Origin of the sequence: Shewanella sp. S23-S33 (genome assembly GCF_043359565.1) — a bacterium.
Taxonomy (GTDB): Bacteria; Pseudomonadota; Gammaproteobacteria; order Enterobacterales; family Shewanellaceae; genus Shewanella; species Shewanella oncorhynchi.
In genome coordinates this window covers 1-21,162 of sequence record NZ_JBHFFD010000057.1, presented here as the reverse complement: position 1 = coordinate 21,162, position 21,162 = coordinate 1, and the positions used below count along the sequence as shown (strand labels likewise).

Sequence of the window (21,162 nt, the reverse complement as noted above, 5' to 3'; positions counted from 1 at the left end):
TGCAGGGATAAAACAAACCCGCTTTACTTCACTTCTTTTTTAACGGCTTCGACTTTAGCATCCACTTTTTCGGCGGTTTTCTTCATATCAGCGCCACATTTCGCTTCACCACACTTACCTTCATGGGCCTTATCAGCGGCTTTCTTCATGTCAGCACCGCATTTCGCTTCGCCACATTTCCCCTCATGAGCTTTATCTGCAGCCGCTTTTTTCATCTCAGCACCGCATTTAGCCTCACCACACTTACCTTCTTTGGCTTTTTCAGCGGCGGCTTTCTTCATGTCTGCGCCGCATTTGGCTTCACCACATTTGCCTTCTGAACCGACAATTTGATAGCCCGCATCCATAGCTTCAAAACCAAATGGGTTAGTTTGTGCATTGACAGCAAAAGCTGAACTCATCACAACTGAACCTAACGCTACTGCAACTGCTGTTTTTTTAACTGAATTCATAAATAATCCCTTCTTGTTTATTGAGTAATAATGACCAACAACAGTTTAAGTAGCTGGCTTACAACAAAAGACCTGCCTTATTTCGATTCTATTGCAAAAAATATCACTAAGTCACAGAAATGGTCAAAATATCCTGCTAGGACAATCAGTTTAGCTTGGATTTTATTTATTGGCGTACCTATTCATCCTCCTTCACAAGGCCACTTTGTAACTTAGCGCTGATAAGGTAGAATGCTCGCCCTTTGCAACAGATATGGGTTTACTGCAGTGCGTGTGATTTTGGCTCCAATGGAAGGCGTAGTAGACGCTTTGATGCGTGACATCCTATCGACCATCAATCCCTACGATTTGCTCGTCACCGAATTTGTGCGAGTGGTAGACCAACTGCTACCTGAAAAGGTCTTTCTCAAACTGTGCCCTGAACTGCTCAACAACGGCAACACCCCTTCAGGTACGCCAGTACGAGTACAATTGCTTGGTCAAGAACCCCAATGTATGGGCGAAAATGCCCTGCGTGCCATTGAGTTAGGCTCACACGGTGTTGATGCAAACTTTGGCTGTCCAGCAAAAATTGTTAACCGCAGTAAAGGTGGCGCCGTATTATTGCAATATCCTGAGAGTGTGCACGATATTGTCAAAGCCATGCGTCAAGCAGTACCAAAAGAGCATGCCGTAACGGCCAAAATACGTTTGGGCTATGAAGATAAGTCACTGTTTATGGAAAACGCCATTGCAGTGTATGAAGCCGGTGCAACTGAACTTGCCATCCATGCGCGCAGTAAAGTCGACGGTTACAGACCGCCAGCCTATTGGGAATACATCACCGAAGTACGCAAACGTTTGCCAATCCCGGTGATCGCCAACGGTGAAATTTGGAACAGTGACGATGCTAAGCGTTGTATCGAAGTCACGGGCTGCGACAGTATCATGATCGGCCGCGGGGCAATTTCATTGCCGAACTTGGCTGATACTATCAAGACAGGAGCCACTCCTTATACTTGGGCGCAAACCTTAGGGCTCATGCTCAGTTATACCCAAAGGGAACTCAATTGCCGTAAGAGTGACTATTATCCAGCCCGGATCAAACAGTGGTTTACCTATCTCAACCGTCAATATCCCGAAGCCGATACCTTGTTTAGGGAACTGCGAGTCTTTAAAACAACGGAAGAAATTGTCCGCGTATTAGAAACGGCGCAACGGAACTTATGCGACGAATAATCGCGACGATATTTATGATAAAAGGGCTTTGCCGTAGCACATATAATGCGATAAGAATGAAGTACTTTTTCGATTTTTAACGGCTAAAAAACCGAAAATGTGGCAGATACTTGATCTTTATCATAGTCGTTGATAGTGGAACTATTAGACTGGACGCCTAGAGTCAAATGAAATAGGCGATTTTACGTGAGCACCACCCATATCAGACATGAATTGTCAGAGCTTGAAGCTAATCTAAGGAAAGAAATAGGCGCGCTCCCTCTGTTCCTCGAAGCCATAGGGGAGCATTACGCTAGCCTGAGTCTGGCAGAATTAATTGATAAATTGGCTCAGACACCACTGGCTGAACACCCACTATTTTGCCGATTAAATAAACTTGATGCCGCCTTTTGCCAGCTCGACTTAGGTCTCTACGGTCTTTGCTCGGATTGTGAGGCAGAAATTGAAAGTGAACGCTTAAGCCAAGATCCCACCGAACAACGCTGCACCTCCTGCGCCGAGCATTATCAGCATGAACACCGCCACGAACTGCGCCTCACGCATTGATAGCGCTCATTCGACATCCAGTAAACTGCCTTATAAGCAAAAAAACCTCCGCAAGCGGAGGTTTGAGTTATCCAGGGAGGGCGGACAACCTAAAACTTCTGGTTTATTCTCAGGTAATACGTTCTACCTAACACATCATATAAACCCACATTCACATCGCGATAATCGGCGTAGGTGTAATAGTTTGGTGTTTCAGCATCAAACACATTATTCACCCCTACTGTGATAGAGCCGTTATAAGCATGGGTATAACCAAACTGAATGTTATGTTTAAAGTAATTATCGTAATCAACATAACGGTCGGTTTCTTCTAACTCGTTGAAATAACTTGCTGATTGACTACCAATATAAACAACTGTCCATGCGGCAGAGAAATCATCGTATTTCCAACTGGTCGCAAAGTTACCGCGCCAATCGGGCGAGTCAGTCGACCCTGCGTAATCGATCATGTCTGCTTCAGCGTTGTCCTGCTTTTTAAAATCAAGCACATGAGTTAAATCCAGTTTGAAATTGAAATCCCCAAAGCCTGTTTCTAAGTTATAAGCCGTAACAAAATCGATACCTGAGGTCTCAACTGTAGCTAAGTTACGAACTCCGGCTTCAATATATTCAATCTTGCCATCAGGGCCGCGCGTCACATAGGGAGAAGAACCATTCTTGATTTCATCACGCAGGATATCATCCACATCAATTGACTCAATTTTGTTGTCATAGGTGATTGAGTAATAAGATAACTCCAAGTTCCATGCGTCAGTGACATTCCAAACGCCGCCAAAGGTTAACGAGTTGCCCTCTTCAGCCTCTAGATCAGGATTCCCTCCATACCAGGTTTTATGTTGATTATTAGTCGCGCAATATATGGCATCCACGTTACCAGGTTCATTACACCATAAAGAATCAACACCCTTCTCAAAACTCAAGGATTGAGACGAGAACATTTCGCTCATATTCGGCGCACGGAATGAGTCACCATAGCTAGCACGCAGTAATAACGTGTCTATAGGACGCCAGCTTAAACCAAACTTAGGCACCACGGCATCGAAGGTCGATGAATTAACAACTTCCCCTTGAGGCCCTGTGAGAGTTCCTTCCTGCTCATAGCGCTCATAACGTACTGCGGCAGAAAACTCAACATTGGCAGGTAAGCCAACTTGGAGTTCCAAATAAGCGGCACTACGGTCACGCGTGGCATCCACATCATCACCACCCGAACCGCCGGAGATAATACCCGCGGCCGATTCTGGATCACTGGTTTGCTTAAACTTGATCATTTCATATTCAAGACCGCCGACCATAGCGACCGAAAGATCACCGTCATCGAGCAGTAAGGTCGAAGCAAGACCATCCAATTGAGTACTTTCAAATTTGCCCTGATAAACCCCAGTATGCGCAGCTTTACGATACAGATCTGTCATCTGTTGATCCCACTGCTCATAACTCATGCCAGAGGTATTGAAAATATCATATTGCTCTGAATCAATTTCTTGCTGAATAATATCGTCGTTCAGTAAATTATAATTAAAACTGTTTGTTGTTGATGTTGCGTGCTGGGCATTTAATTCCCAGTCGATACCATTCCCTGAATCTATTGTACCAACAAAGCCACCTAGAATATCAAAGTTGTTGGTTTCAGTTAATGTATCTCGCTCGCCAAGTTGCGCGCCTCGCATAGAAATAACTAATTCTTCGCCAATTGGATTAAACTTATTATCGGCACTCATCACAGGGGTATTCGTTGATACTGGCGTACCCGCATAACGGGTTTCAGTTTCTGCTAATGAAGCAGAAGCACGACCTCGGAATTTTATATTCTCTGAAATTTCATAGGAGAAATTAGATAACAGCGAATTACGAGTTTGATCGCCAAATAACTTAGTGACATTACCATGATTATATAAACAACGACCATCACCTGAGTCTATGGTATTTTCCGTTTTTTCACATATATCTGAATTACTATACCAGCTACCATTGCCTGGTCCATATTTACCGTTTGGTACTGAGCTATATCCACTATATGCGTTATAACTTGAATCGTCCATTCGCCAAATATCACGATCCATTACAGCTTTAGTATCATAATATTCATAGGTTAGCGTGATATTGCCTTTATCAGTATTAAAGCCCGTTGCAAGTGATAAACGGTTGGCATCGCCTCCTTCAACACTTGGCTGCTCAGTGCTGTAATCAAACTGAAACCCTTCAAACTCCTTCTTAGTGATAATGTTTATCACGCCCGCAACCGCATCGGAACCATATACTGCCGAGGCGCCATCGCGCAGGATTTCAATACGCTCCACGATAGCCATAGGGATAGAAGATGTATCGGCCACAGAGCCAGAGCTCGAACTAGTGCCCGGCATACGGCGTCCATCTAATAACACTAATGTCGCAGACGATCCTAAACCACGTAAATTGACATCACTGGTTGAGCTTGCTCCTGATCCATAGCCAGAAATACCACGCCAAGAACCAAAGCTGTTTATCGCAGAGTTATTCAATACGTCAGCAACGGTTTTTTCACCCGTCATGGCAATATCCGCAGCATTAATGACAGTCACGGGTGAAACAGTTTCCATATCAACTTGTTTAATACGAGAACCCGTCACTTCAATGCGTTCAACTTTCGCATTTTCTTCTGCCGCATTTACCGCTGCAGAAAAGCCTATTCCAGAAAAAACCACACTGTTTGTCGCCACTGTAATTAAACTAGTACGAACGGCTTTGGCCGTTAAACTTAAATAGCGCATTAATCTCTCCTTGAGGTAAATAAAACCCTATGTTTGTTATTTTTATATTTGGCAAGCGAACTCTATTTCGCTGTAGGGATAATGTTAATGCGCAACATCTAAGTCAACCATTAAAAACAATTAATCTCAAACTAAAACAAATTGACACAAAATAAATCAACTTGAATATAAGATATCCGGATATACATCATGGAGTTAAGCAATACAGACCTGTTGAATATATTAAATATTTAATTTGATACAATAAATCTCAATTGTTAACCAAAAGAACACCGAGAAACTCACGCCACAAATGAATCAAAGTGTATCCCAAATAAAACGCTGAATATTAATTTACACTTAGTTCAATATTAATTAACCATAAAAAATGCCACTCATTTGAGTGGCATTAATATTGAAACACTGAGTAATGATTGATTACTTAAAGTTGGCAACCTTCAACACTTTTTGAGTTCTCATAAACAATATCGCCTACAGGATTGTAGTCAGCAGCTTTAATCACTTGTTTCTCTTTCAAGAAAGAATAGAGTAAATCAGCATCAACAAAACCCGTTTGAATTGGGCTGGTTAGTTTAGGATAACCGTCACCACCCGCAGCATTAAAGCTAGGTACAGTGAACTTATAAGTGGCTGTTGGGCTAAAATCCTTGCCGCCAATGTCGCTGATGTTGGCTGTTTTAGCCTCACAGTCAATGGTCATTTTCACACCAGTGATTTGTGCATAACCACCAGAACCGACTTGAAGGCTGCCGACTGCGCCTAAATAAGCCGCAACTTCAGTACCCGTCATTTCGTTAAGGGTAACCATATTACCAAATGGCTGAACTGTCAGCACGTCACGGTAACTGATGTTGCCTGGTTTGATAGATGCACGTACACCGCCTGAGTTCATTACACCAAAATCAGCAGTCACTTTAGCACTTTGTGCCATCGCTAACATACGGCCTAAGTTAGTTTGCTTATTACGCACGTTTGCACGCTCACCATCTAACAGGGCATCCGTTGTCGCAATGACTTCGCCTAACTTAGCTTGACCTTTCTCTTGATAGTAAGAAAGCAGTTCTTTTAACTCTGAATCCGGTTCAATTTTAGTGCCAGCTAAGTCAGCAGTTTTCTTACCAGCATCATCCAGTTTGCGCATATTCACAGGGACAAGCTTGTAGCTCGCTAGATGGAGTTCACCGTTAAAGTATTCAAAATCTGCACGGCCAACATATTTACCCCATTCATGGGCTTGCATGATCCAAGTGCCATTTTGTTTATCAGGTGCACATGCATCACCAGGTTTAAAGGCTGCATAGGCTTTGTTGTCAGTCCCCGGTTCCATACACACTGGATTCTGTGAATGACCACCGATAACAACTTGTAAATCCCCTTCTTTCAATGCGCGAGCCATAGCCACATCGCCAGGGGCATTACTACCATTTTTACCATCCGCGTAATGACCCATGTGCGTGGTAGCGAAAATGATATCTGCCGCTTTGGCATCTTTAATTTCTTTAATCACTTTAGCAACTTCCACCTTGGGATCGGTGAATGTTAGATCGCTAATGTATTCTGGGTTACCAATCTTAGCAGTGTCTTCTGTCGTTAAACCAATAACAGCAACTTTAAGACCATTAATGTCAAATACTTTATAGGCATCAAAATAACGTTCGCCAGGTTTGCCTTCGGCATTTTTACGGTAAATGTTCGCCGCTAACATAGGGAATTCAGCAAGGCGACGCTGCATATCAAGTACTGATAACGGATTGTCAAACTCATGGTTACCAACAGCCATGGCGTCATAACCAATTTTATTCATGCCCGTAAAGTCTGGTATGGCATCTTGAAGATCAGATTCTGGTACACCCGTATTAATATCACCACCAGATAATAATAAGGTTTGACTGCCATTCTTACCCACTTCTGCACGAATTTGATCAACCAGAGTTTTCTGAGCGGCTAAACCGTATTCACCATCACTGTTTTCCCAGAAACGGCCATGGTTGTCATTGGTATGTAAAACGGTAAACGTTTTACAAGCACTTCCCGCTTCAGCACACGTTGTTGGAACTTTATCGTCATCACTATTATTACAACCCGCAAGTGCAGCAAGAACAGCAGTTGCAACTAATCCTTTAATAAGCATATGTCTCATTACATCAACCCCTTGATTTTAATTATTTTATCATAGAAAGATTGCCGTGAACTCCATCAAGTTCAGCGTCACGGATAATAGCAAATAATAAAGATAAATTGTGTCATTTTTATTAAAAACTTGACATTTATATGAAATTTGGCGGGCATTTTAAGAAGGATTTGTTTCATATAAAAAATAAGCTGAATGACTGATTTTTATATATTTAGAGAATACAAAATAAAAATAGAATAAATGGATTTTAATCGTTTGTTATAAATAACTTAGGAAATATGAAAAAACATCGCGATTGTTCCTTTAAAAAAACAAGCATGGGTAAATTCCAACTTACCGCATGCTGTTTTTATCAGCAATTAGACTTATCTACATTTCAAATCGCTGTAATAACCACTTAGAAATCGCTTTCAATTGTTCAGGAATGACAGAATGTGGCATAGGATAAGTCTGCCACGTAACATGATAGCCGCCCGCCGTTAAGGCTTCTTTTGCTAACATTCCAGCGGATAATGGTACAACATCATCCTGTAGACCGTGTTGCTGTAATATGGGTGTATTGCGATTCGCCACACTTAATTCAGCGGGTAACACATCGCCCGTCGGCAAATAGCAAGACAACGCCATAATCCCTGCAAGTGGCTCAGGGAAACGCAGTCCAGAGAATAAACTCATTACTCCACCCTGACTGAATCCCGCTAATACGATACGTTGACTCGCAATACCCGCCGCGATTTGTTCATTAATTAATGCGGCAACCCTTTTTTCCGACTCAAGCACGCCTTGCATATCGGCTCTGTCATGCAAATCCATGCTTTTAATATCGTACCAAGCGCGCATAACGTAGCCACCATTAATGGTCACTGCTTGCTCTGGTGCATGGGGAAAAATAAATCGAATAGCATGATCTACAGGTAAGCCTAATGCAGGCACTACGGGAGCAAATCCGGCCCCCGAATCCCCTAATCCATGTAACCAAATAACCACAGCCGTAGCAGGCGTCTTAGGTTCGACAACAATACGCTCAAGAGAAACTGACATACTAAAAATTCCCAATTCGATATTAAACACTCATCAACTAAAAAATGATGATAAATCTATACGTTAAACACTCATCACCACTCGGGCACAGGTTATTCAGCATCCATGCCCAGCACATCTTGAATCGCACGTAACTGAGCATTTGAGTCCAATACTAAGCTCCAACGTACACCGCCACCATCGGCGATCAGCATAGGAGGCTGACGTCTCAAGCCGATATCCTCAGCACTCGCTTGCAGTACGATACTGGCAACGTTGAGGCGCACTTGAACCTCAAACTCAGTAACGATTAACTTACCCTGCGCAAAATCTAACACCATTATGATAACCGCCCTATGTGAAAACGCCGTCATCATAGCAAACTTGTGCTCTTTTACCGATGGCATTTCCTGACCAACATCCAAGCCATTAAAGTTTGATTACATTTGAGCTAACAGTGAGATAACAAATCCAGTGAATTATCAGGTAAACTTTTGCGCTATATAGAGTGGGTTAACAGAAAACCAAGCTGAATTGATGGTCTTATCACCCCAAACTCGAACTAACATACTTCATCATTAGGCTACTATAAATAATGCTTTCACTTCGTCGAACCGTCCTTTGCAGCACCCTAGTCTTTGCCCTGCAACTACTTCCCTGCACTTATGCCAATAGCGCTCCAAATACCTTAACCACTGAGCCTACTGCCACTGTTGTGCAAGCTGATACGCAGCAGAACCAAGATGCACTGACCTACGCCAATTACACTGAAGTCAGCGTGAGTCATTTGGAACTAGCCCTTATAGTCGATTTTAAGCAAAACCGCTTATCCGGTGAAGCCACCCTCGATTTAGCTTGGCATAAGGCGGGGAAAGAACTCATCTTAGATACTCGAGATCTGACGATTAACAGCGTAAGTGCTTTAAATACAGCTGGGGAATGGCAAAGCGTGCCATTCACGTTAGCCAAAGCGGACGCTGTAAAAGGCACCGCGCTAACCATCAAACTTGCTGATGAAAATAGTCAAAAGGTCAAAATCAATTATCACACATCGAATAATCCGTCTGGTATTCAATGGTTAACCCCTGAGCAAACCCAAGGTAAACAGTTACCTTTTATGTTCAGTCAGAGTCAGGCGATTCACGCCCGCAGTTGGATCCCACTGCAAGATACGCCAGCCGTTCGCCAAACCTATAGCGCAACAATTACTGCAGATAAAGCCATCACTGTGGTCATGAGTGCCGATCGCAAAACCCTGTCGAGCACTCAGACCCAATTCACTATGCCGCAGGCTATTCCAGCTTATTTGATTGCTATTGCGGCAGGACATTTAAAGTTTTCTCCCTTAGATAACATCTCGGGCATTTGGGCTGAGCCAGAGATCCTCGACAAAGCGAGCCAAGAATTTGCCGACACGCCAGAAATGATCAAAATCGCGGCTAAACGTTATGGCGATTACCCTTGGGGACGTTATGACTTGCTTATCTTGCCACCAAGTTTCCCCTTTGGCGGCATGGAAAACCCGCGTTTGTCTTTTATTACACCCACAGTGATCGCGGGTGATAAAAGCTTAGTGAGCCTCATCGCCCACGAACTTGCGCACTCGTGGTCGGGTAATTTAGTGACGAATGCCACTTGGCGCGATCTCTGGCTTAATGAAGGTTTTACGACCTATGTTGAGAATCGCATCATGGAAGACCTCTATGGCCGCGACCGGGCACTGATGGAGCAAACCATCGGCTACTCTGAATTGCTTGCCGAACTTGAAGAGCTCACTCCTGCCGATTCAGTGCTACATCTCGATCTCGGTAAACGTTCGCCCGACGAAGCCTTCAGCGGTGTCCCTTATGTAAAAGGCCAGTTGTTCTTAATATTTTTAGAGCACAAATTTGGCCGTGAACGCTTCGACATTTTTGTGAAAAGCTACTTCAATCATTTTGCGTTTCAGAGTATTACTACGGCGCAGTTCCGTGAATATTTATCTTTGAATCTATTAAACAAATATCCCCATCTTGTCAGTGAAGGCGAAGTGGATACTTGGATTGAAGGTCAAGGTTTACCGTCATTTCTTGTGCCGCCCAATTCCCATGCCTTCGATGATATCGATGCCCAAAGACAAACTTGGCTCGAGGGTAAACTCAGTGCAAGCGAGTTGAAAACCAGCACTTGGACAGTCCACCAGTGGTTAAGATTCATCAATGAAATGCCAAGGATCAATCTAGATCAAACCAAACTTGCCGAGCTAGATAAGGCGTTCCATTTTACGGGCACTGGCAACAGTGAAATTGCTTTCGCATGGTATTCACTCGCCCTAGACAACGGCTATTACGCAGTACTACCCGCATTAAAACAACACTTAACCCATATTGGCCGCATGCGCTTAATCGTGCCTTTATATCAAAAGCTAGCAAGCTCTGATAAATACGACTGGGCCAAGAGTGTCTATCTCAAGGCTCACAGCGGCTACCATCCCCAAACCCAAGCAAGCCTAGATATGATGTTTGCCGACAAACCACTCGAGCATGAACATAGCCATTAGCAAGATAAAGAGCCATTAGCGGTTGCGACAATCATTAAGCCATTAGCACCATAAAAACAAAAAGCCCAAACCTAGGTTTGGGCTTTTGCTATTTAATCTTTAGCCTCGATTCATTCAACTCATACTGAACTTATACTCCACTCACATTGAGTCAGATAAAAGCCAAGTTCGAAGCCGAGCCCGAAGCCTAAAGATTAGTGGTGATGACCACCTGCACCATGGGCATGACCGTGGGCGATTTCTTCATCACTCGCATCACGGGCACCTACGACTTCAATATCAAATGTCAGTTCGCGGCCGGCTAATGGATGGTTTACATCCACAGTCGCCATAAACTTACCCATTTTAACGATAGTCACTTGGCGCTGACCTTGGTCGGTATTAACCACTGCTGTCATGCCTGGTTTCCACACAGTCGCACCCAGTAAATGCTTAACTGACACACGTTGGTGTGCGTCAACATCAGCTACACGCTCACCGTAGGTTTCAGCGGCAGGCAAAGTCACAGTGAACTTTTCACCTATAGCTTTACCATTTATCGCGTTTTCTACACCTGGCATCATGTTGTCATGACCGTGTAAATAGGCAATCGGATCGCGACCTTCGTTCGTCTCGATCACTTCACCTTTCTCGTCACGCAGTGTGTAGTTAAACTGCACAACCATATCGTCTTTAATGCTCATCGAATATCCTTTGATTTTCTTCGATTTCAATTGTGGGCCGAGCTTAACAAAACTGTGCTTTTCACTCCACTTTTTTATCCGGCCTCAAAGCACTCAAAACCCACAGCGAGCGCTCTTTGGCTACAGTAACTACAGTAACTAAAGTGATAGTCCTAAAGCAGTAAACACCTCTGGGCTTGGGAAGCCATCGGCAATCATCTGTTTGCTACGTTGAAAGGCTTGCAACCCTGCCATAGAGTTACGTCCCAACACACCATCAGGCTTACCAACATCAAATCCAGCCTCGTTCAGTTTTGTTTGCAGTTGCTTTACTTGCTCGCGGCTTAAGCGTGGTTGCTCAGGCGGACTGACCGTCAAGGGTTGTCCACCATTAATACGATCGGCTAAGTGCCCAACCGTAATGGCATAAAATTCGGAGCGATTCCAACGCATGATCACATTAAAATTCTCATAACCTAAAAAGGCTGGGCCTGTGTGTCCCGCAGGCAAATACAGCGCAGCTTGAATATCGACGGCAGGCAAAGGTTGCCCATTCGACTGCGTTACATTGAGCGCAGCCCATTCCGATAACGACAAGGGCTGTTTCGCACCTAAATGACTGTAACTAAAATCCTTTGGCAACAAGACTTCACGCCCCCAACGCTGATTACGCTGCCAACCTAAGTGCTGCAAAAAGTTCGCGGCAGAAGTGAGTGCATCTGTGGTGCTATTCCATAAATCGGCCTTACCATCGCCATCGCCATCGACCGCATATTTGGCATACGCAGAAGGCATAAATTGCGTATGTCCCATAGCACCTGCCCATGATCCCACCATAGTGTCATCATCGAACTGATACTTTTCTTTCAGTTTTAAGGCTTGCATCAGCTCTATGGTGAAATAATTGCTACGGCGTGGCTCACAGGCCAAAGTCGCCAGCGAATTCAATACCGACATTTTGCCTTTATAGGAACCGTAGTTCGTTTCCAGCCCCCAAAAAGACAAGATATATTGCGGCGGGACACCGTATTTTTGCGCTAATTGATTGAGTAGAACACTGTGCTTTTGCAATAAGCGGCGGCCTTCATTGACCCGCCATTCGGTCGCGCGCTTACTGAAATAATTATCAAATGTCTGGCTGAATTCGGGTTGCTGTTGGTCCAGCTCAATCACTCGAGGGACAAATTTCAAGTTCGCAATGGTAGAGTTTATCGTCGCCTCTGACAGGCCTTCTGCACGTGCCCGCGCTTGCAGTCCAGTCAAGCACATTGGAAACGCCTCAGCATTAGATTGTACACTAACACTGATATCGGGCATTTGATTGACTTCAGCAGCTATGCCACTTGCTTTAGAGCTGGTTGCATTAGCACTCGCCGTTGGCGCACTTGAACAGGCACTCAGACTGACACAGGCGGCAATACTCGCAAACAGATAAGTTAACCCTTTAATTTTAATCAAATCAACAACTCCAATATTTGATCTCACAACAATGACACAGTAATCACACTGCTGTGGCTAAACACGACAATATTCCGTCTTCAAGAGGGAATTGCCCTAGAGAGATATTCACCTTGGCATAACGAGTTAAAGGTTAGAATCCAAAACACCTTTAACGGCCAAAAGCATAGAAGACACGTTTCTCCGCTACGTAAAGCCCCTATCTAAGCCACATTTAGTCAGTAAAACAGCCTGTACCAAGGCGACTCATTATCGATAATCCTGACCCATAGTGACACGTAACACAATCCTTATCGCCATAAATACCTTGCGGCATAGGCTTATTGCTCAGTTATCCAACACAAAAAAATTCTTAACAAAGAATCCCTTGGTATCGCAGCACGTTACCGTATAATGGATAAGTTAACAGCACACATCAAAGAGACCTATCATGACTGAAATCAATGCGGCTTTGGCTGGCTTTATCAAAAATGTAAAACAACATCAGACGCTTTGGGGTCTAATGGATGAAACTGGCGAAGGCTGGGTCGTTTGTGATTCTTCAGAATTTGAAGACACAGATGTGATGCCATTATGGTCAAATGAAGCTACTGCAAAATCCCATTGCAGCGACGAATGGCACGACTATCAACCCGTTTATATTTCATTAGAAGAATTTCTAGAATATTGGGTCTCAGATCTAAACGACGATGGTGTATTAATCGGTATTGATTGGCAAACCGATGAAGATTGTCTTGAACTTGATCCGATTGTTTTAGCAAAAGATTTGGTTGATGTTGAAGAAGTTTAATTGCTTCAGTATGCCATTGATGGCATCAAGGACTGAGGTGCTCATTCCTTGATGTCTGCTATTCCGCTTATCGATATTCCCTTCGACAAACGCCATACCTGCTGGTTTTGTGGCGAACCGAGCCATCAACACTTCGAATATATTGCACACACACATACACCACATGCTTCGTTAGCTGTGCCCGCCTGCAGCGAATGTTTGCGATTAGCCAAACAACATACTCTTAGCTCCATTTGGGATTGTCGTATGGCCGTCAAAGATGCTCTGATGCGTATTTATGCGAAACACCTCGCCATAGGGATTAATTGGACCGAAGAAGAACTGGCTGAGTCCGAATTCTCCTGCAAAGTGTTTGAAGGTTTTAAAAAAAGTGCTTGGATGATGTACCAAATTGCCCGCGACCGTATCAATGCGCCCGGTTGGCCACTGGTATTAGAGGGCGAAGAAATTGACGACCAAGGTTATAACGCAGGTTTTGAATTCGATGGCGTGACTTTTAATTCAGTCAATGCCGCTATCCAATACTATTCGACGCAATTCACTTTAGATCCACAGTTTTTTGCCGAACTGGTAAGCCTCGTCGGTCGAGCAAGATTCAACTATGCCTTAAGGCTCGCCCGTATCCATATCGCCGCCGCCAAAGAAATGAAGCGCCAAGTATTACACGATGTAGCAGCCGAATTAGCGTTATAATCGAGCGTGTTACAGGTAGTGGGTCAGCAGATGTTTGCAGAAAAGCAATTGAAAAGGTAGCAGTTAAAAGAATGTGATTCAAAAACCGTATTAAAAACTGTTATTAAAGCGTTCATTCAAAGCGCTGAACCTATCGATGATCGACTCAAGGTCAATCACCGATAGTTCGTATCTCAAAATGCGATCAGTGATTGATCACTTGTCTTAATCTTTCTTGCACCACTTCCACCAGCAAATCCGGTTGGAACTTAGAAATAAACTTATCACAGCCCACTTTTTCAACCATGGCATGGTTAAAACTGCCACTCAACGAAGTATTTAAGGTGATGAATAAATCCGACATAGCTTTATCGCTACGCACTTCAGAAGTGAGCTTATAACCGTCCATTTCGGGCATTTCGGCATCGGTAATCATCATCAATAATTCTTTGGCAACTTGTTTACCTTCATCACGCCATTTCTGCAATAACGTCAGCGCTTGTAAGCCATCAGATGCCTCAATAATTTCGATACCCAGTTGGCCTAACGTTTCACGCACTTGACGTCTGGCGGTCGATGAATCATCCACAATCAGGATTTTTCTGCCTGGCATTTCATGGACTAAGGTTTCGTCGAGTACACCTTCAGATAAACGGATATCGTAGTGAATGATCTCCGCCAAGACTTTTTCTACGTCGATAATAGACACTAACTGCGACTGACCTTGATGCTCTATGCGAGTAATTGCCGTTAGATAATTATTACGCCCAGCCGTTTTCGGCGGTGGCATAATATCGCTCCAAGTCATGTTGATAATGTGTTCAACCTTACCGACTAAGAAACCCTGCACACTGCGGTTATATTCTGTGATGATCATATTGGCATCTTCGTTAGGCGGCACGGGCTTAAACCCTATGGCCGAACGTAAATCAATCACGGGGATAGAAATTCCGCGAATATTAGCAACACCAGAAATATGCGGATGACTACCCGGCATCGCATTCAAGGGAGGAAGCTTGACAACTTCTTTGACTTTAAAGACGTTAATGGCAAATAACTGCGTGGAATTAATGCTAAAGAGCAACAACTCAAGTCGGTTCTCACCAACGAGTTTGGTACGCTGATCTACGGTTGCAAGTACGTTTGCCATAATGCTGCTTCTCTACTCTTGAGGAAAATCCTTTCCCCACATGCGACGGATTAGCTCAAATTATAGCGGTAAACGCCCATGAAGAACCATGCCGAGAGTCTATTTTATCTAAAAATTACAACCACTCTCGCAAAGTTCGGCCATAAACTTCGTTTAGCGCATCTCAGATATCTGCATCCCTAAGCTTATATTTTCAGATAATACGCGACATTGCTAATATTTGGTCTTAGTGTTAACGCAATATTTTCTGGGCGAGCACCATACCCGCAAGATTAAAGGCATTTCTATCGCGGACAATCTCAAATCCCAGCTGGCGCAATACCGTTAACAAATCACTATGATTAAAGCGATTCTGCTGTGGATGCTCAAATAAGCGCCGGCTCAATGGATTACAAATTGCGGCACGATATAAATCCTCTATCACAAAGTATCCGTTCGGTTTCAGCACCCTTGCAACTTCCTTAATGGCCGCTTGCCACTCTGGAATATGGTGGAATACGGCAAAATCAAACACCATATCAAACTCGCCATCGCCAAAGGGTAAACATGTTGCATCAGCAACCGAGAAACTCAGCCCTTTTAACCCTTGCGGCCGAGATTGCCAACGTGATTGTGCCGCAGCAACCATGTCAGGGTCGATATCCACTGCCGTGATATGTCCCGCGCCAAAATGTTCGCGGATCAACTGAATACCGTTACCAAACCCACAACCTATTTCTAATGCGCGTTCGCACAAAGCCATAGGTTTTGGCATCATAGACGTTAGTAAAGGCGCTTCGAGATGATTTTGTAGCCAAAAACGTAATGGATGCTGAACGATCTTTTTCTCAAATGGATTTAATTTCATGCCATCCTCTCACTATGGGTAAACTACTGTTGAATAATTTTACTGATCGAACTGCCATTATGGTACGTAATGATAGGAACATAAGTTCACCAGAGGCCACGATGAAATTACCTCTTTTTCCATTACCCATTTGTTTATTGCCCGAAGGTTACACACAACTGCGGGTATTTGAACCTAGATATAAGCGCTTGGTCGCCGAATCCTTAAAGTCAGGCCAAGGCTTTGGCTTGTGTATGCTTGAAGAGGATGGTAAAACCATTCAGCCCATAGGCACCTTAGTGCATATTATTGATTTTGAAACCTTACCAGACGGACTATTAGGGATCAGTATTCAAGGTTCTAAACGCTTTAAACTTGATAAAATCAGTGTCGAAGCCGATAGTTTAAAGCGCGGAGACGTCAGTTTAATCGACAATTGGCCTGCTGTACGTATTGCGACCGATGAACGTTACTTGAGTCAAATGTTACAAAACATTCTTAAGGAATATCCGCAACATCTCAAGCACTACCAAACAGAACAGTTCGATGATATCGCTTGGGTCTGCCAGCGCTGGCTAGAAATATTACCCGTACAAGCATCCGAAAAGTACACCTGCATTAATGCCTTAGATCATATTATGACCCGAGATCTATTGCGGGCCGTCATTAAATAATGCTGTGAATGATCCTTTATTTAAGCCACTTCGTATTGATTGAAAGTTTGACAGCAAAAATGGGCTCAGAAGTGCAACACACTTCTCAATTTTGTCGTTACTGATATCACACTCAGCACTCACGACTGGGATAAGAGCGAAAATAATGGAAAATATTCAATCACAAAGCAGGCAAACTCGGTATCATGTCCCAATCACGTCTCTGACTAATTCGGCTATGGATAACGAAATTCCAGCTTCCCAAACCTGCGAGCCTCAAGCGGATGCTTTAATCATGTTTATGCTACAAGTAGCAGACAACCGAGACAGAGCCGCCTTTGGTCACTTATTCCAGCATTTCATGCCCAAGATCCGAGCCTTTGGTTTACAAAGACTGAATCAACAAGGGTTGGCGATGGATTTAGTACAAGAAACCATGACCAGCGTTTGGACTAAGGCTCATCTATATAATGCAGAAAAAGGGTCAGTGACAACTTGGGTGTTTACCATCATGCGTAATCAATGTTTCGATATGCTTAGACGGGTACAACACAATAGAGAAGATACTTTCGGTGATGATATTTGGCCGCTGTGTGATGCGACCATGGCTCAGGACACACTCGCTGATCACAAGTTGACGGCTAAATTACTCCAACATCTTGATGCCCTTCCCATAGCACAAAGACAAGTTGTGCAAGGCATTTACATGCAAGAACTCACTCAACAAGAGCTAGCCGATGCCCTAAAGGTACCAATTGGGACCATAAAGTCCCGTTTAAGATTAGGGCTAGAAAAGTTGAAAAGCTTCTTGGAGACACACAATGATTAAGCATCATCCCCAACAAGAATTACTCGTGAGCCATGCCAATGGGAACTTACCTTTATCAATGGCGATAGCAATATCCGCACACTGCCACCTATGTGAGACTTGTCGAGAGCAGCTTGCCCTATTCACAGAACAAGCTGCAAATTTAGCATTAAATCCTGATGGCGGTCATGCTGCAAATGATACGGGCGAAGAGTTGATGCACAGAGAGTATGTTGAGGTGCAACACTCAGGCGACAATCAAGAATCGGCATTGGACATTGACGCTATGATGGCGCAAATCATGGCTCAACCGGCAGCGACAAATGTGCCTAATAACGCCCCTATCGATGTCGACATAAAGCAACAGCATTACACTGTGCCCTCGGTGTTTCGTCAGCATTTGGCCCGTCCATGGCAAATATTAGGCAAAGTCAGTCGCATGCGTTTTGATGTCGACGAAACGAACACCCGCGCTAGCCTATTGCATATAGATGCCCAAGGTGAAATCCCCCAACATACCCATAAAGGTTATGAACTAACACTATTACTAGCCGGAGAGTTTTCCGATCTAAATGGTGACTATGTGCCAGGTGATTTTATCGTGCTTGACGGCCAACATCATCACTCACCGAAAACCATTAACGGTTGCTTATGCTACACAGTATTAGATGCACCGCTGCATTTTACCAAAGGTCTGAGTAAGCTACTCAATCCCATAGGTGAACTAATTTATTAAACCTTTTGACTGAGTTTTTTAAACAAGAGCAAACGCATAGATTCATTTATAAATTCAGTTTAATGAGTCCATTACATAACTGACTACGATTAATCCCATTAAAATGACCTGTTTTAGTGGGATTTTTTTATAACATTTGCCTATAAAACGGCAATATTAATCTTAGTCAATTACCACAAAAATAAAAAACAACGCACAAACCGACCTGACCTTTCCCCTTTAAATCAAGTGAATAGCCACGAAAAATACACTTTAATTCAACATTAGCAAATAAATAATGACATCGAATAAAAATTAAACTTGCATAAGCCATTTTTATTGATATACTGCACGTCGTTTTGAGATACACCTTGTTGTTTACCTTTTTAACCCAGCCTGATATTTAGCAATCAGAGTTCGGTCCTCATAAAGAAAGCCTACTACAAGCAAAACCCCATAAGCTCAATCATTCGATATCACTAAAATCATGTGGTTATGTCTGTGAACTTACCGTTCTCCTTGTTGTCATAGTATTGTCATTAAGCTATGGTCAACTGGTTGAATCGAGTTATTCCATTGACGTAATCGACAACATGAAATATTTATCGATTAAGCATCTCTTGATTAATGAATCAAAGATGGGGTAACCTCGATACTCAATAGAACGAATCTTTCGCACAATTGCTAAGGATATTTTATAGTTACAACTATCTCACCTATGGGTGAATTAACAAAAAGGAGTGTGGCATATGTCATACAAAATTAATGGACATGAAATTACAGTGAACTTCCCTGTAGATTCAATCTCAGTAAATAAAACCTCAATTGCTTTTACCGATCGTCAAGGTAAAAACAGACAGACTTTTTCTAAACGTACAGAAGCCATCAGCTTTATGAAATGGTTATTGTCCGCGAACAAATAAGTCAAAAAGTAAGTAAAACGATAAGTTAAAAATTAATACCGCAGTACCCGTTTACTCAAGTGTATTTAATCGGTTTCCATTATCTTCGCAGTACCGAGCACTTAAGTAGACTGATAGCCGAATGTCACGAACACGCTATCCTTTTTTACGTCATTATGACGAGCACATTTGGTTCAGGCTGTATCTCTCTCACACAGATACCTGCCGAACCAAATGAGTCAAATCCAGCGTTAGATCACCTCTTTCCATTGCAGCATCCGCTAATATTCATACACATGAATACTGTTCAGCACATCATCTATGCCAAAACCCAATACTCAAATTGCCATGCAAACCTTGATAAACCAGATCAAAGAGACTATTCCACTCAATTTAGAAGAAGCACAACTGTGCCAAGGACAATGTTTAGGTTGTTCGAAGAAAATGCTGGAAATGTTAGATGCCGAAATCAATTATTGGCAATTTAGTAAGGTGACGCCTAGCCTAAAAGATTTAAAAAACCTCGAAAACATTGGCCGTCGTACCTATAAAATTCTTAAACGGAACCAGTTACTGTCTTAATCGCTTGTATTTGCATTTTACTATTTATGGGGCGCTTTACTTACACGACGTAAAATAAATTCAAAACTTAACTGACAATATGACCCTAATAGAAATCACATTGCCAGTTTTATCTTCGCTATTGTCGATAGCCGTTAAAAATCACAAATCGATAGGCTCAACTTCTAGACTCTGCCAACCTTGCGCGAATATCTGCCAAAGAATATTCCGTTAATAGTTCACCATCGGCAAATACGGGAACAAACTCGCAATTGTTGACATCTTGCCAGCTGGCTTGATCTTTAAGATAAAATTGACCCTGCTCATCTTTAAACACCGCCACTAAACCCTTAGCGGATTTTTTAGTGCCATCATCTGTTTTAGGATCTTTAAATATTTCTCTGTCTTTACCATCAACTTTCGCAAAGGTCGCTTTCACGGCATAACCGTCAGTATCTCGGGTCACGTGTTGATAGGTAAAACTGCCAATTCCAAACACAATATTAGTTGACGCAAAACCTTTAGCCTTTAATCCGGCACAAATGGCTTCAGCACGTTCAATGGTGATTGAATCGCCATAAATCAGTCCAACATGGCTATTCAGCGCTTTGTAACCTTTGGCTGTTGTGCTGCCCCCAAAGACGTCCCACAGACACTCAATAGCGCCTTTATATTCGGGACTCCCGATTGGAGCTTGTGGATCGCCACAAATGATCTTCACAGGGCAACCTGTATCAGGCCTAAACACCACTTTGCCATCGCGGGCAAGAATGCGGTCTTTTAACGCTAAGGTGAATTCTGTCATCACCTGCCAAAAATCCCAAGAATCTGAAACAATGCTGACAATGCCCGTTGGGTAAATATCTTCAATCAAACGGCGGAACGTCTCTAATTCATTCTCCATGCCACCCGCGCACATGACACTGTGCTCCGTTGCGGGCACACTGCCACCGACAAGTTCTTTATCACTATCGGCAAGGTAATATTGCTCAAGAAAATCAATGGCGGGTATGGTATCAGTCCCAGTAAAACTGAGTAAATGTGCGGCGCCGCTCATGATCGCGGCCTCTGCACCATACATGCCACGGAAACTAAAATCGTGCCCCTGCCAATCAACAAAAGCGATGTCACCATCGGTTTCTAGCGCGTAAGTCTCAAATATTTTGCGGTATTGCAGCGCGGTAGTAGCACTGGTACACATACCCCACACATTAGCGGAAAGGATGGTTTCGAGATAATTGGTCAACCAAAAGAACCGCTCATCGGTATTGTACAAAATCAAGCAAGGCACTTTTAATGGATACAC

20 protein-coding genes are annotated in these 21,162 nt (G+C 43.3%); 10 read left to right on the top strand and 10 right to left on the bottom strand.

The features are described 5' to 3' along the window. Positions 1 to 23: 23 nt before the first annotated feature. Complete coding sequence (locus ACHA99_RS15500; protein ID WP_028759624.1) at positions 24 to 452, bottom strand: hypothetical protein; 429 nt, start codon at positions 450 to 452, stop codon at positions 24 to 26. A 267-nt stretch (positions 453 to 719) separates the two neighbouring features. Here ACHA99_RS15500 and ACHA99_RS15495 point away from each other — a divergent pair, with 267 nt between their 5' ends. Then, the gene (locus ACHA99_RS15495) at positions 720 to 1,670 is read left to right on the top strand and encodes a tRNA-dihydrouridine synthase (RefSeq protein ID WP_393943711.1); all 951 of its coding nucleotides are present in this window, start codon (positions 720 to 722) and stop codon (positions 1,668 to 1,670) included. A 186-nt stretch (positions 1,671 to 1,856) separates the two neighbouring features. After that, a complete protein-coding gene (locus tag ACHA99_RS15490) occupies positions 1,857 to 2,216 on the top strand; it encodes a TraR/DksA C4-type zinc finger protein (RefSeq protein WP_028759621.1) in 360 nt (119 codons plus the stop codon). Positions 2,217 to 2,305: 89 nt separating this feature from the next. Here ACHA99_RS15490 and ACHA99_RS15485 read toward each other — a convergent pair whose 3' ends face one another. The 4 genes from ACHA99_RS15485 to ACHA99_RS15470 all read right to left on the bottom strand — a co-directional run bounded on the left by ACHA99_RS15485 (position 2,306) and on the right by ACHA99_RS15470 (position 8,461). Next, positions 2,306 to 4,966: a TonB-dependent receptor gene (locus ACHA99_RS15485; RefSeq protein ID WP_393943709.1), complete on the bottom strand. Its 2,661-nt coding sequence runs from the start codon at positions 4,964 to 4,966 to the stop codon at positions 2,306 to 2,308. Between the two features lie 421 nt (positions 4,967 to 5,387). Beyond that, positions 5,388 to 7,106, bottom strand: coding sequence for a bifunctional UDP-sugar hydrolase/5'-nucleotidase UshA (ushA, locus tag ACHA99_RS15480; RefSeq protein WP_393943707.1), 1,719 nt, complete (start codon positions 7,104 to 7,106; stop codon positions 5,388 to 5,390). Positions 7,107 to 7,469: 363 nt separating this feature from the next. Beyond that, positions 7,470 to 8,141, bottom strand: a complete 672-nt coding sequence (locus tag ACHA99_RS15475) for an alpha/beta hydrolase (RefSeq protein WP_263168179.1) — start codon at positions 8,139 to 8,141, stop codon at positions 7,470 to 7,472. A gap of 92 nt (positions 8,142 to 8,233) precedes the next feature. Beyond that, positions 8,234 to 8,461: a DUF3389 domain-containing protein gene (locus tag ACHA99_RS15470; protein WP_263168278.1), complete on the bottom strand. Its 228-nt coding sequence runs from the start codon at positions 8,459 to 8,461 to the stop codon at positions 8,234 to 8,236. Between the two features lie 254 nt (positions 8,462 to 8,715). Here ACHA99_RS15470 and ACHA99_RS15465 point away from each other — a divergent pair, with 254 nt between their 5' ends. Then, positions 8,716 to 10,659 (top strand): M1 family metallopeptidase, encoded by a 1,944-nt coding sequence (locus ACHA99_RS15465; protein ID WP_393943705.1) that lies wholly within the window; start codon positions 8,716 to 8,718, stop codon positions 10,657 to 10,659. A 194-nt stretch (positions 10,660 to 10,853) separates the two neighbouring features. Here ACHA99_RS15465 and ACHA99_RS15460 read toward each other — a convergent pair whose 3' ends face one another. Then, positions 10,854 to 11,342 carry a peptidylprolyl isomerase gene (locus ACHA99_RS15460; protein ID WP_393943703.1) on the bottom strand — a complete coding sequence of 163 codons (489 nt, stop codon included), beginning with the start codon at positions 11,340 to 11,342 and terminating at the stop codon, positions 10,854 to 10,856. A 138-nt stretch (positions 11,343 to 11,480) separates the two neighbouring features. Next, the gene (locus ACHA99_RS15455) at positions 11,481 to 12,779 is read right to left on the bottom strand and encodes a lytic murein transglycosylase (protein WP_168827435.1); all 1,299 of its coding nucleotides are present in this window, start codon (positions 12,777 to 12,779) and stop codon (positions 11,481 to 11,483) included. 430 nt (positions 12,780 to 13,209) lie between these two features. Here ACHA99_RS15455 and ACHA99_RS15450 point away from each other — a divergent pair, with 430 nt between their 5' ends. Together ACHA99_RS15450 and ACHA99_RS15445 are read left to right on the top strand one after the other, a co-directional pair. Further along, complete coding sequence (locus tag ACHA99_RS15450) at positions 13,210 to 13,569, top strand: DUF2750 domain-containing protein (protein ID WP_393943700.1); 360 nt, start codon at positions 13,210 to 13,212, stop codon at positions 13,567 to 13,569. 51 nt (positions 13,570 to 13,620) lie between these two features. Next, positions 13,621 to 14,262 (top strand): hypothetical protein, encoded by a 642-nt coding sequence (locus ACHA99_RS15445; protein ID WP_173497449.1) that lies wholly within the window; start codon positions 13,621 to 13,623, stop codon positions 14,260 to 14,262. Between the two features lie 184 nt (positions 14,263 to 14,446). On the opposite strand, the gene ACHA99_RS15440 is transcribed toward ACHA99_RS15445, so the two are convergent. Further along, positions 14,447 to 15,391 (bottom strand): chemotaxis protein CheV, encoded by a 945-nt coding sequence (locus ACHA99_RS15440; RefSeq protein ID WP_105252200.1) that lies wholly within the window; start codon positions 15,389 to 15,391, stop codon positions 14,447 to 14,449. Positions 15,392 to 15,623: 232 nt separating this feature from the next. Further along, positions 15,624 to 16,238 (bottom strand): class I SAM-dependent methyltransferase, encoded by a 615-nt coding sequence (locus tag ACHA99_RS15435; protein WP_393943698.1) that lies wholly within the window; start codon positions 16,236 to 16,238, stop codon positions 15,624 to 15,626. A gap of 101 nt (positions 16,239 to 16,339) precedes the next feature. Here ACHA99_RS15435 and ACHA99_RS15430 point away from each other — a divergent pair, with 101 nt between their 5' ends. The 5 genes from ACHA99_RS15430 (at position 16,340) to ACHA99_RS15410 (ending at position 19,877) form a co-directional block, all read left to right on the top strand. After that, positions 16,340 to 16,891 carry an LON peptidase substrate-binding domain-containing protein gene (locus ACHA99_RS15430; protein ID WP_393943696.1) on the top strand — a complete coding sequence of 184 codons (552 nt, stop codon included), beginning with the start codon at positions 16,340 to 16,342 and terminating at the stop codon, positions 16,889 to 16,891. Positions 16,892 to 17,036: 145 nt separating this feature from the next. Next, positions 17,037 to 17,699: a sigma-70 family RNA polymerase sigma factor gene (locus ACHA99_RS15425; RefSeq protein ID WP_393943694.1), complete on the top strand. Its 663-nt coding sequence runs from the start codon at positions 17,037 to 17,039 to the stop codon at positions 17,697 to 17,699. Then, positions 17,692 to 18,414, top strand: coding sequence for a ChrR family anti-sigma-E factor (locus ACHA99_RS15420; RefSeq protein WP_168827424.1), 723 nt, complete (start codon positions 17,692 to 17,694; stop codon positions 18,412 to 18,414). Before ACHA99_RS15425 ends, ACHA99_RS15420 begins: the two co-directional genes overlap by 8 nt. Before the next feature lie 728 nt (positions 18,415 to 19,142). Further along, a complete protein-coding gene (locus ACHA99_RS15415) occupies positions 19,143 to 19,316 on the top strand; it encodes a hypothetical protein (protein WP_006082106.1) in 174 nt (57 codons plus the stop codon). A gap of 300 nt (positions 19,317 to 19,616) precedes the next feature. Further along, positions 19,617 to 19,877, top strand: a complete 261-nt coding sequence (locus ACHA99_RS15410) for a hypothetical protein (protein ID WP_393943691.1) — start codon at positions 19,617 to 19,619, stop codon at positions 19,875 to 19,877. Between the two features lie 157 nt (positions 19,878 to 20,034). On the opposite strand, the gene ACHA99_RS15405 is transcribed toward ACHA99_RS15410, so the two are convergent. Beyond that, a partial coding sequence (locus ACHA99_RS15405; RefSeq protein ID WP_393943689.1) for a nicotinate phosphoribosyltransferase occupies positions 20,035 to 21,162 on the bottom strand: 1,128 nt, incomplete at its 5' end.

What these genes read in the sequence shown, in the direction of transcription:
- ACHA99_RS15500 (WP_028759624.1), bottom strand. Translation starts at nt 452, where the DNA reads ATGAATTCAGTTAAAAAAACAGCAGTTGCAGTAGCGTTAGGTTCAGTT.
- ACHA99_RS15485 (WP_393943709.1), bottom strand. Translation starts at nt 4,966, where the DNA reads ATGCGCTATTTAAGTTTAACGGCCAAAGCCGTTCGTACTAGTTTAATT.
- ushA (WP_393943707.1), bottom strand. Translation starts at nt 7,106, where the DNA reads ATGAGACATATGCTTATTAAAGGATTAGTTGCAACTGCTGTTCTTGCT.
- ACHA99_RS15475 (WP_263168179.1), bottom strand. Translation starts at nt 8,141, where the DNA reads ATGTCAGTTTCTCTTGAGCGTATTGTTGTCGAACCTAAGACGCCTGCT.
- ACHA99_RS15470 (WP_263168278.1), bottom strand. Translation starts at nt 8,461, where the DNA reads ATGGTGTTAGATTTTGCGCAGGGTAAGTTAATCGTTACTGAGTTTGAG.
- ACHA99_RS15465 (WP_393943705.1), top strand. Translation starts at nt 8,716, where the DNA reads ATGCTTTCACTTCGTCGAACCGTCCTTTGCAGCACCCTAGTCTTTGCC.
- ACHA99_RS15460 (WP_393943703.1), bottom strand. Translation starts at nt 11,342, where the DNA reads ATGAGCATTAAAGACGATATGGTTGTGCAGTTTAACTACACACTGCGT.
- ACHA99_RS15450 (WP_393943700.1), top strand. Translation starts at nt 13,210, where the DNA reads ATGACTGAAATCAATGCGGCTTTGGCTGGCTTTATCAAAAATGTAAAA.
- ACHA99_RS15445 (WP_173497449.1), top strand. Translation starts at nt 13,621, where the DNA reads ATGTCTGCTATTCCGCTTATCGATATTCCCTTCGACAAACGCCATACC.
- ACHA99_RS15440 (WP_105252200.1), bottom strand. Translation starts at nt 15,391, where the DNA reads ATGGCAAACGTACTTGCAACCGTAGATCAGCGTACCAAACTCGTTGGT.
- ACHA99_RS15435 (WP_393943698.1), bottom strand. Translation starts at nt 16,238, where the DNA reads ATGAAATTAAATCCATTTGAGAAAAAGATCGTTCAGCATCCATTACGT.
- ACHA99_RS15430 (WP_393943696.1), top strand. Translation starts at nt 16,340, where the DNA reads ATGAAATTACCTCTTTTTCCATTACCCATTTGTTTATTGCCCGAAGGT.
- ACHA99_RS15425 (WP_393943694.1), top strand. Translation starts at nt 17,037, where the DNA reads ATGGAAAATATTCAATCACAAAGCAGGCAAACTCGGTATCATGTCCCA.
- ACHA99_RS15420 (WP_168827424.1), top strand. Translation starts at nt 17,692, where the DNA reads ATGATTAAGCATCATCCCCAACAAGAATTACTCGTGAGCCATGCCAAT.
- ACHA99_RS15415 (WP_006082106.1), top strand. Translation starts at nt 19,143, where the DNA reads ATGTCATACAAAATTAATGGACATGAAATTACAGTGAACTTCCCTGTA.
- ACHA99_RS15410 (WP_393943691.1), top strand. Translation starts at nt 19,617, where the DNA reads ATGCCAAAACCCAATACTCAAATTGCCATGCAAACCTTGATAAACCAG.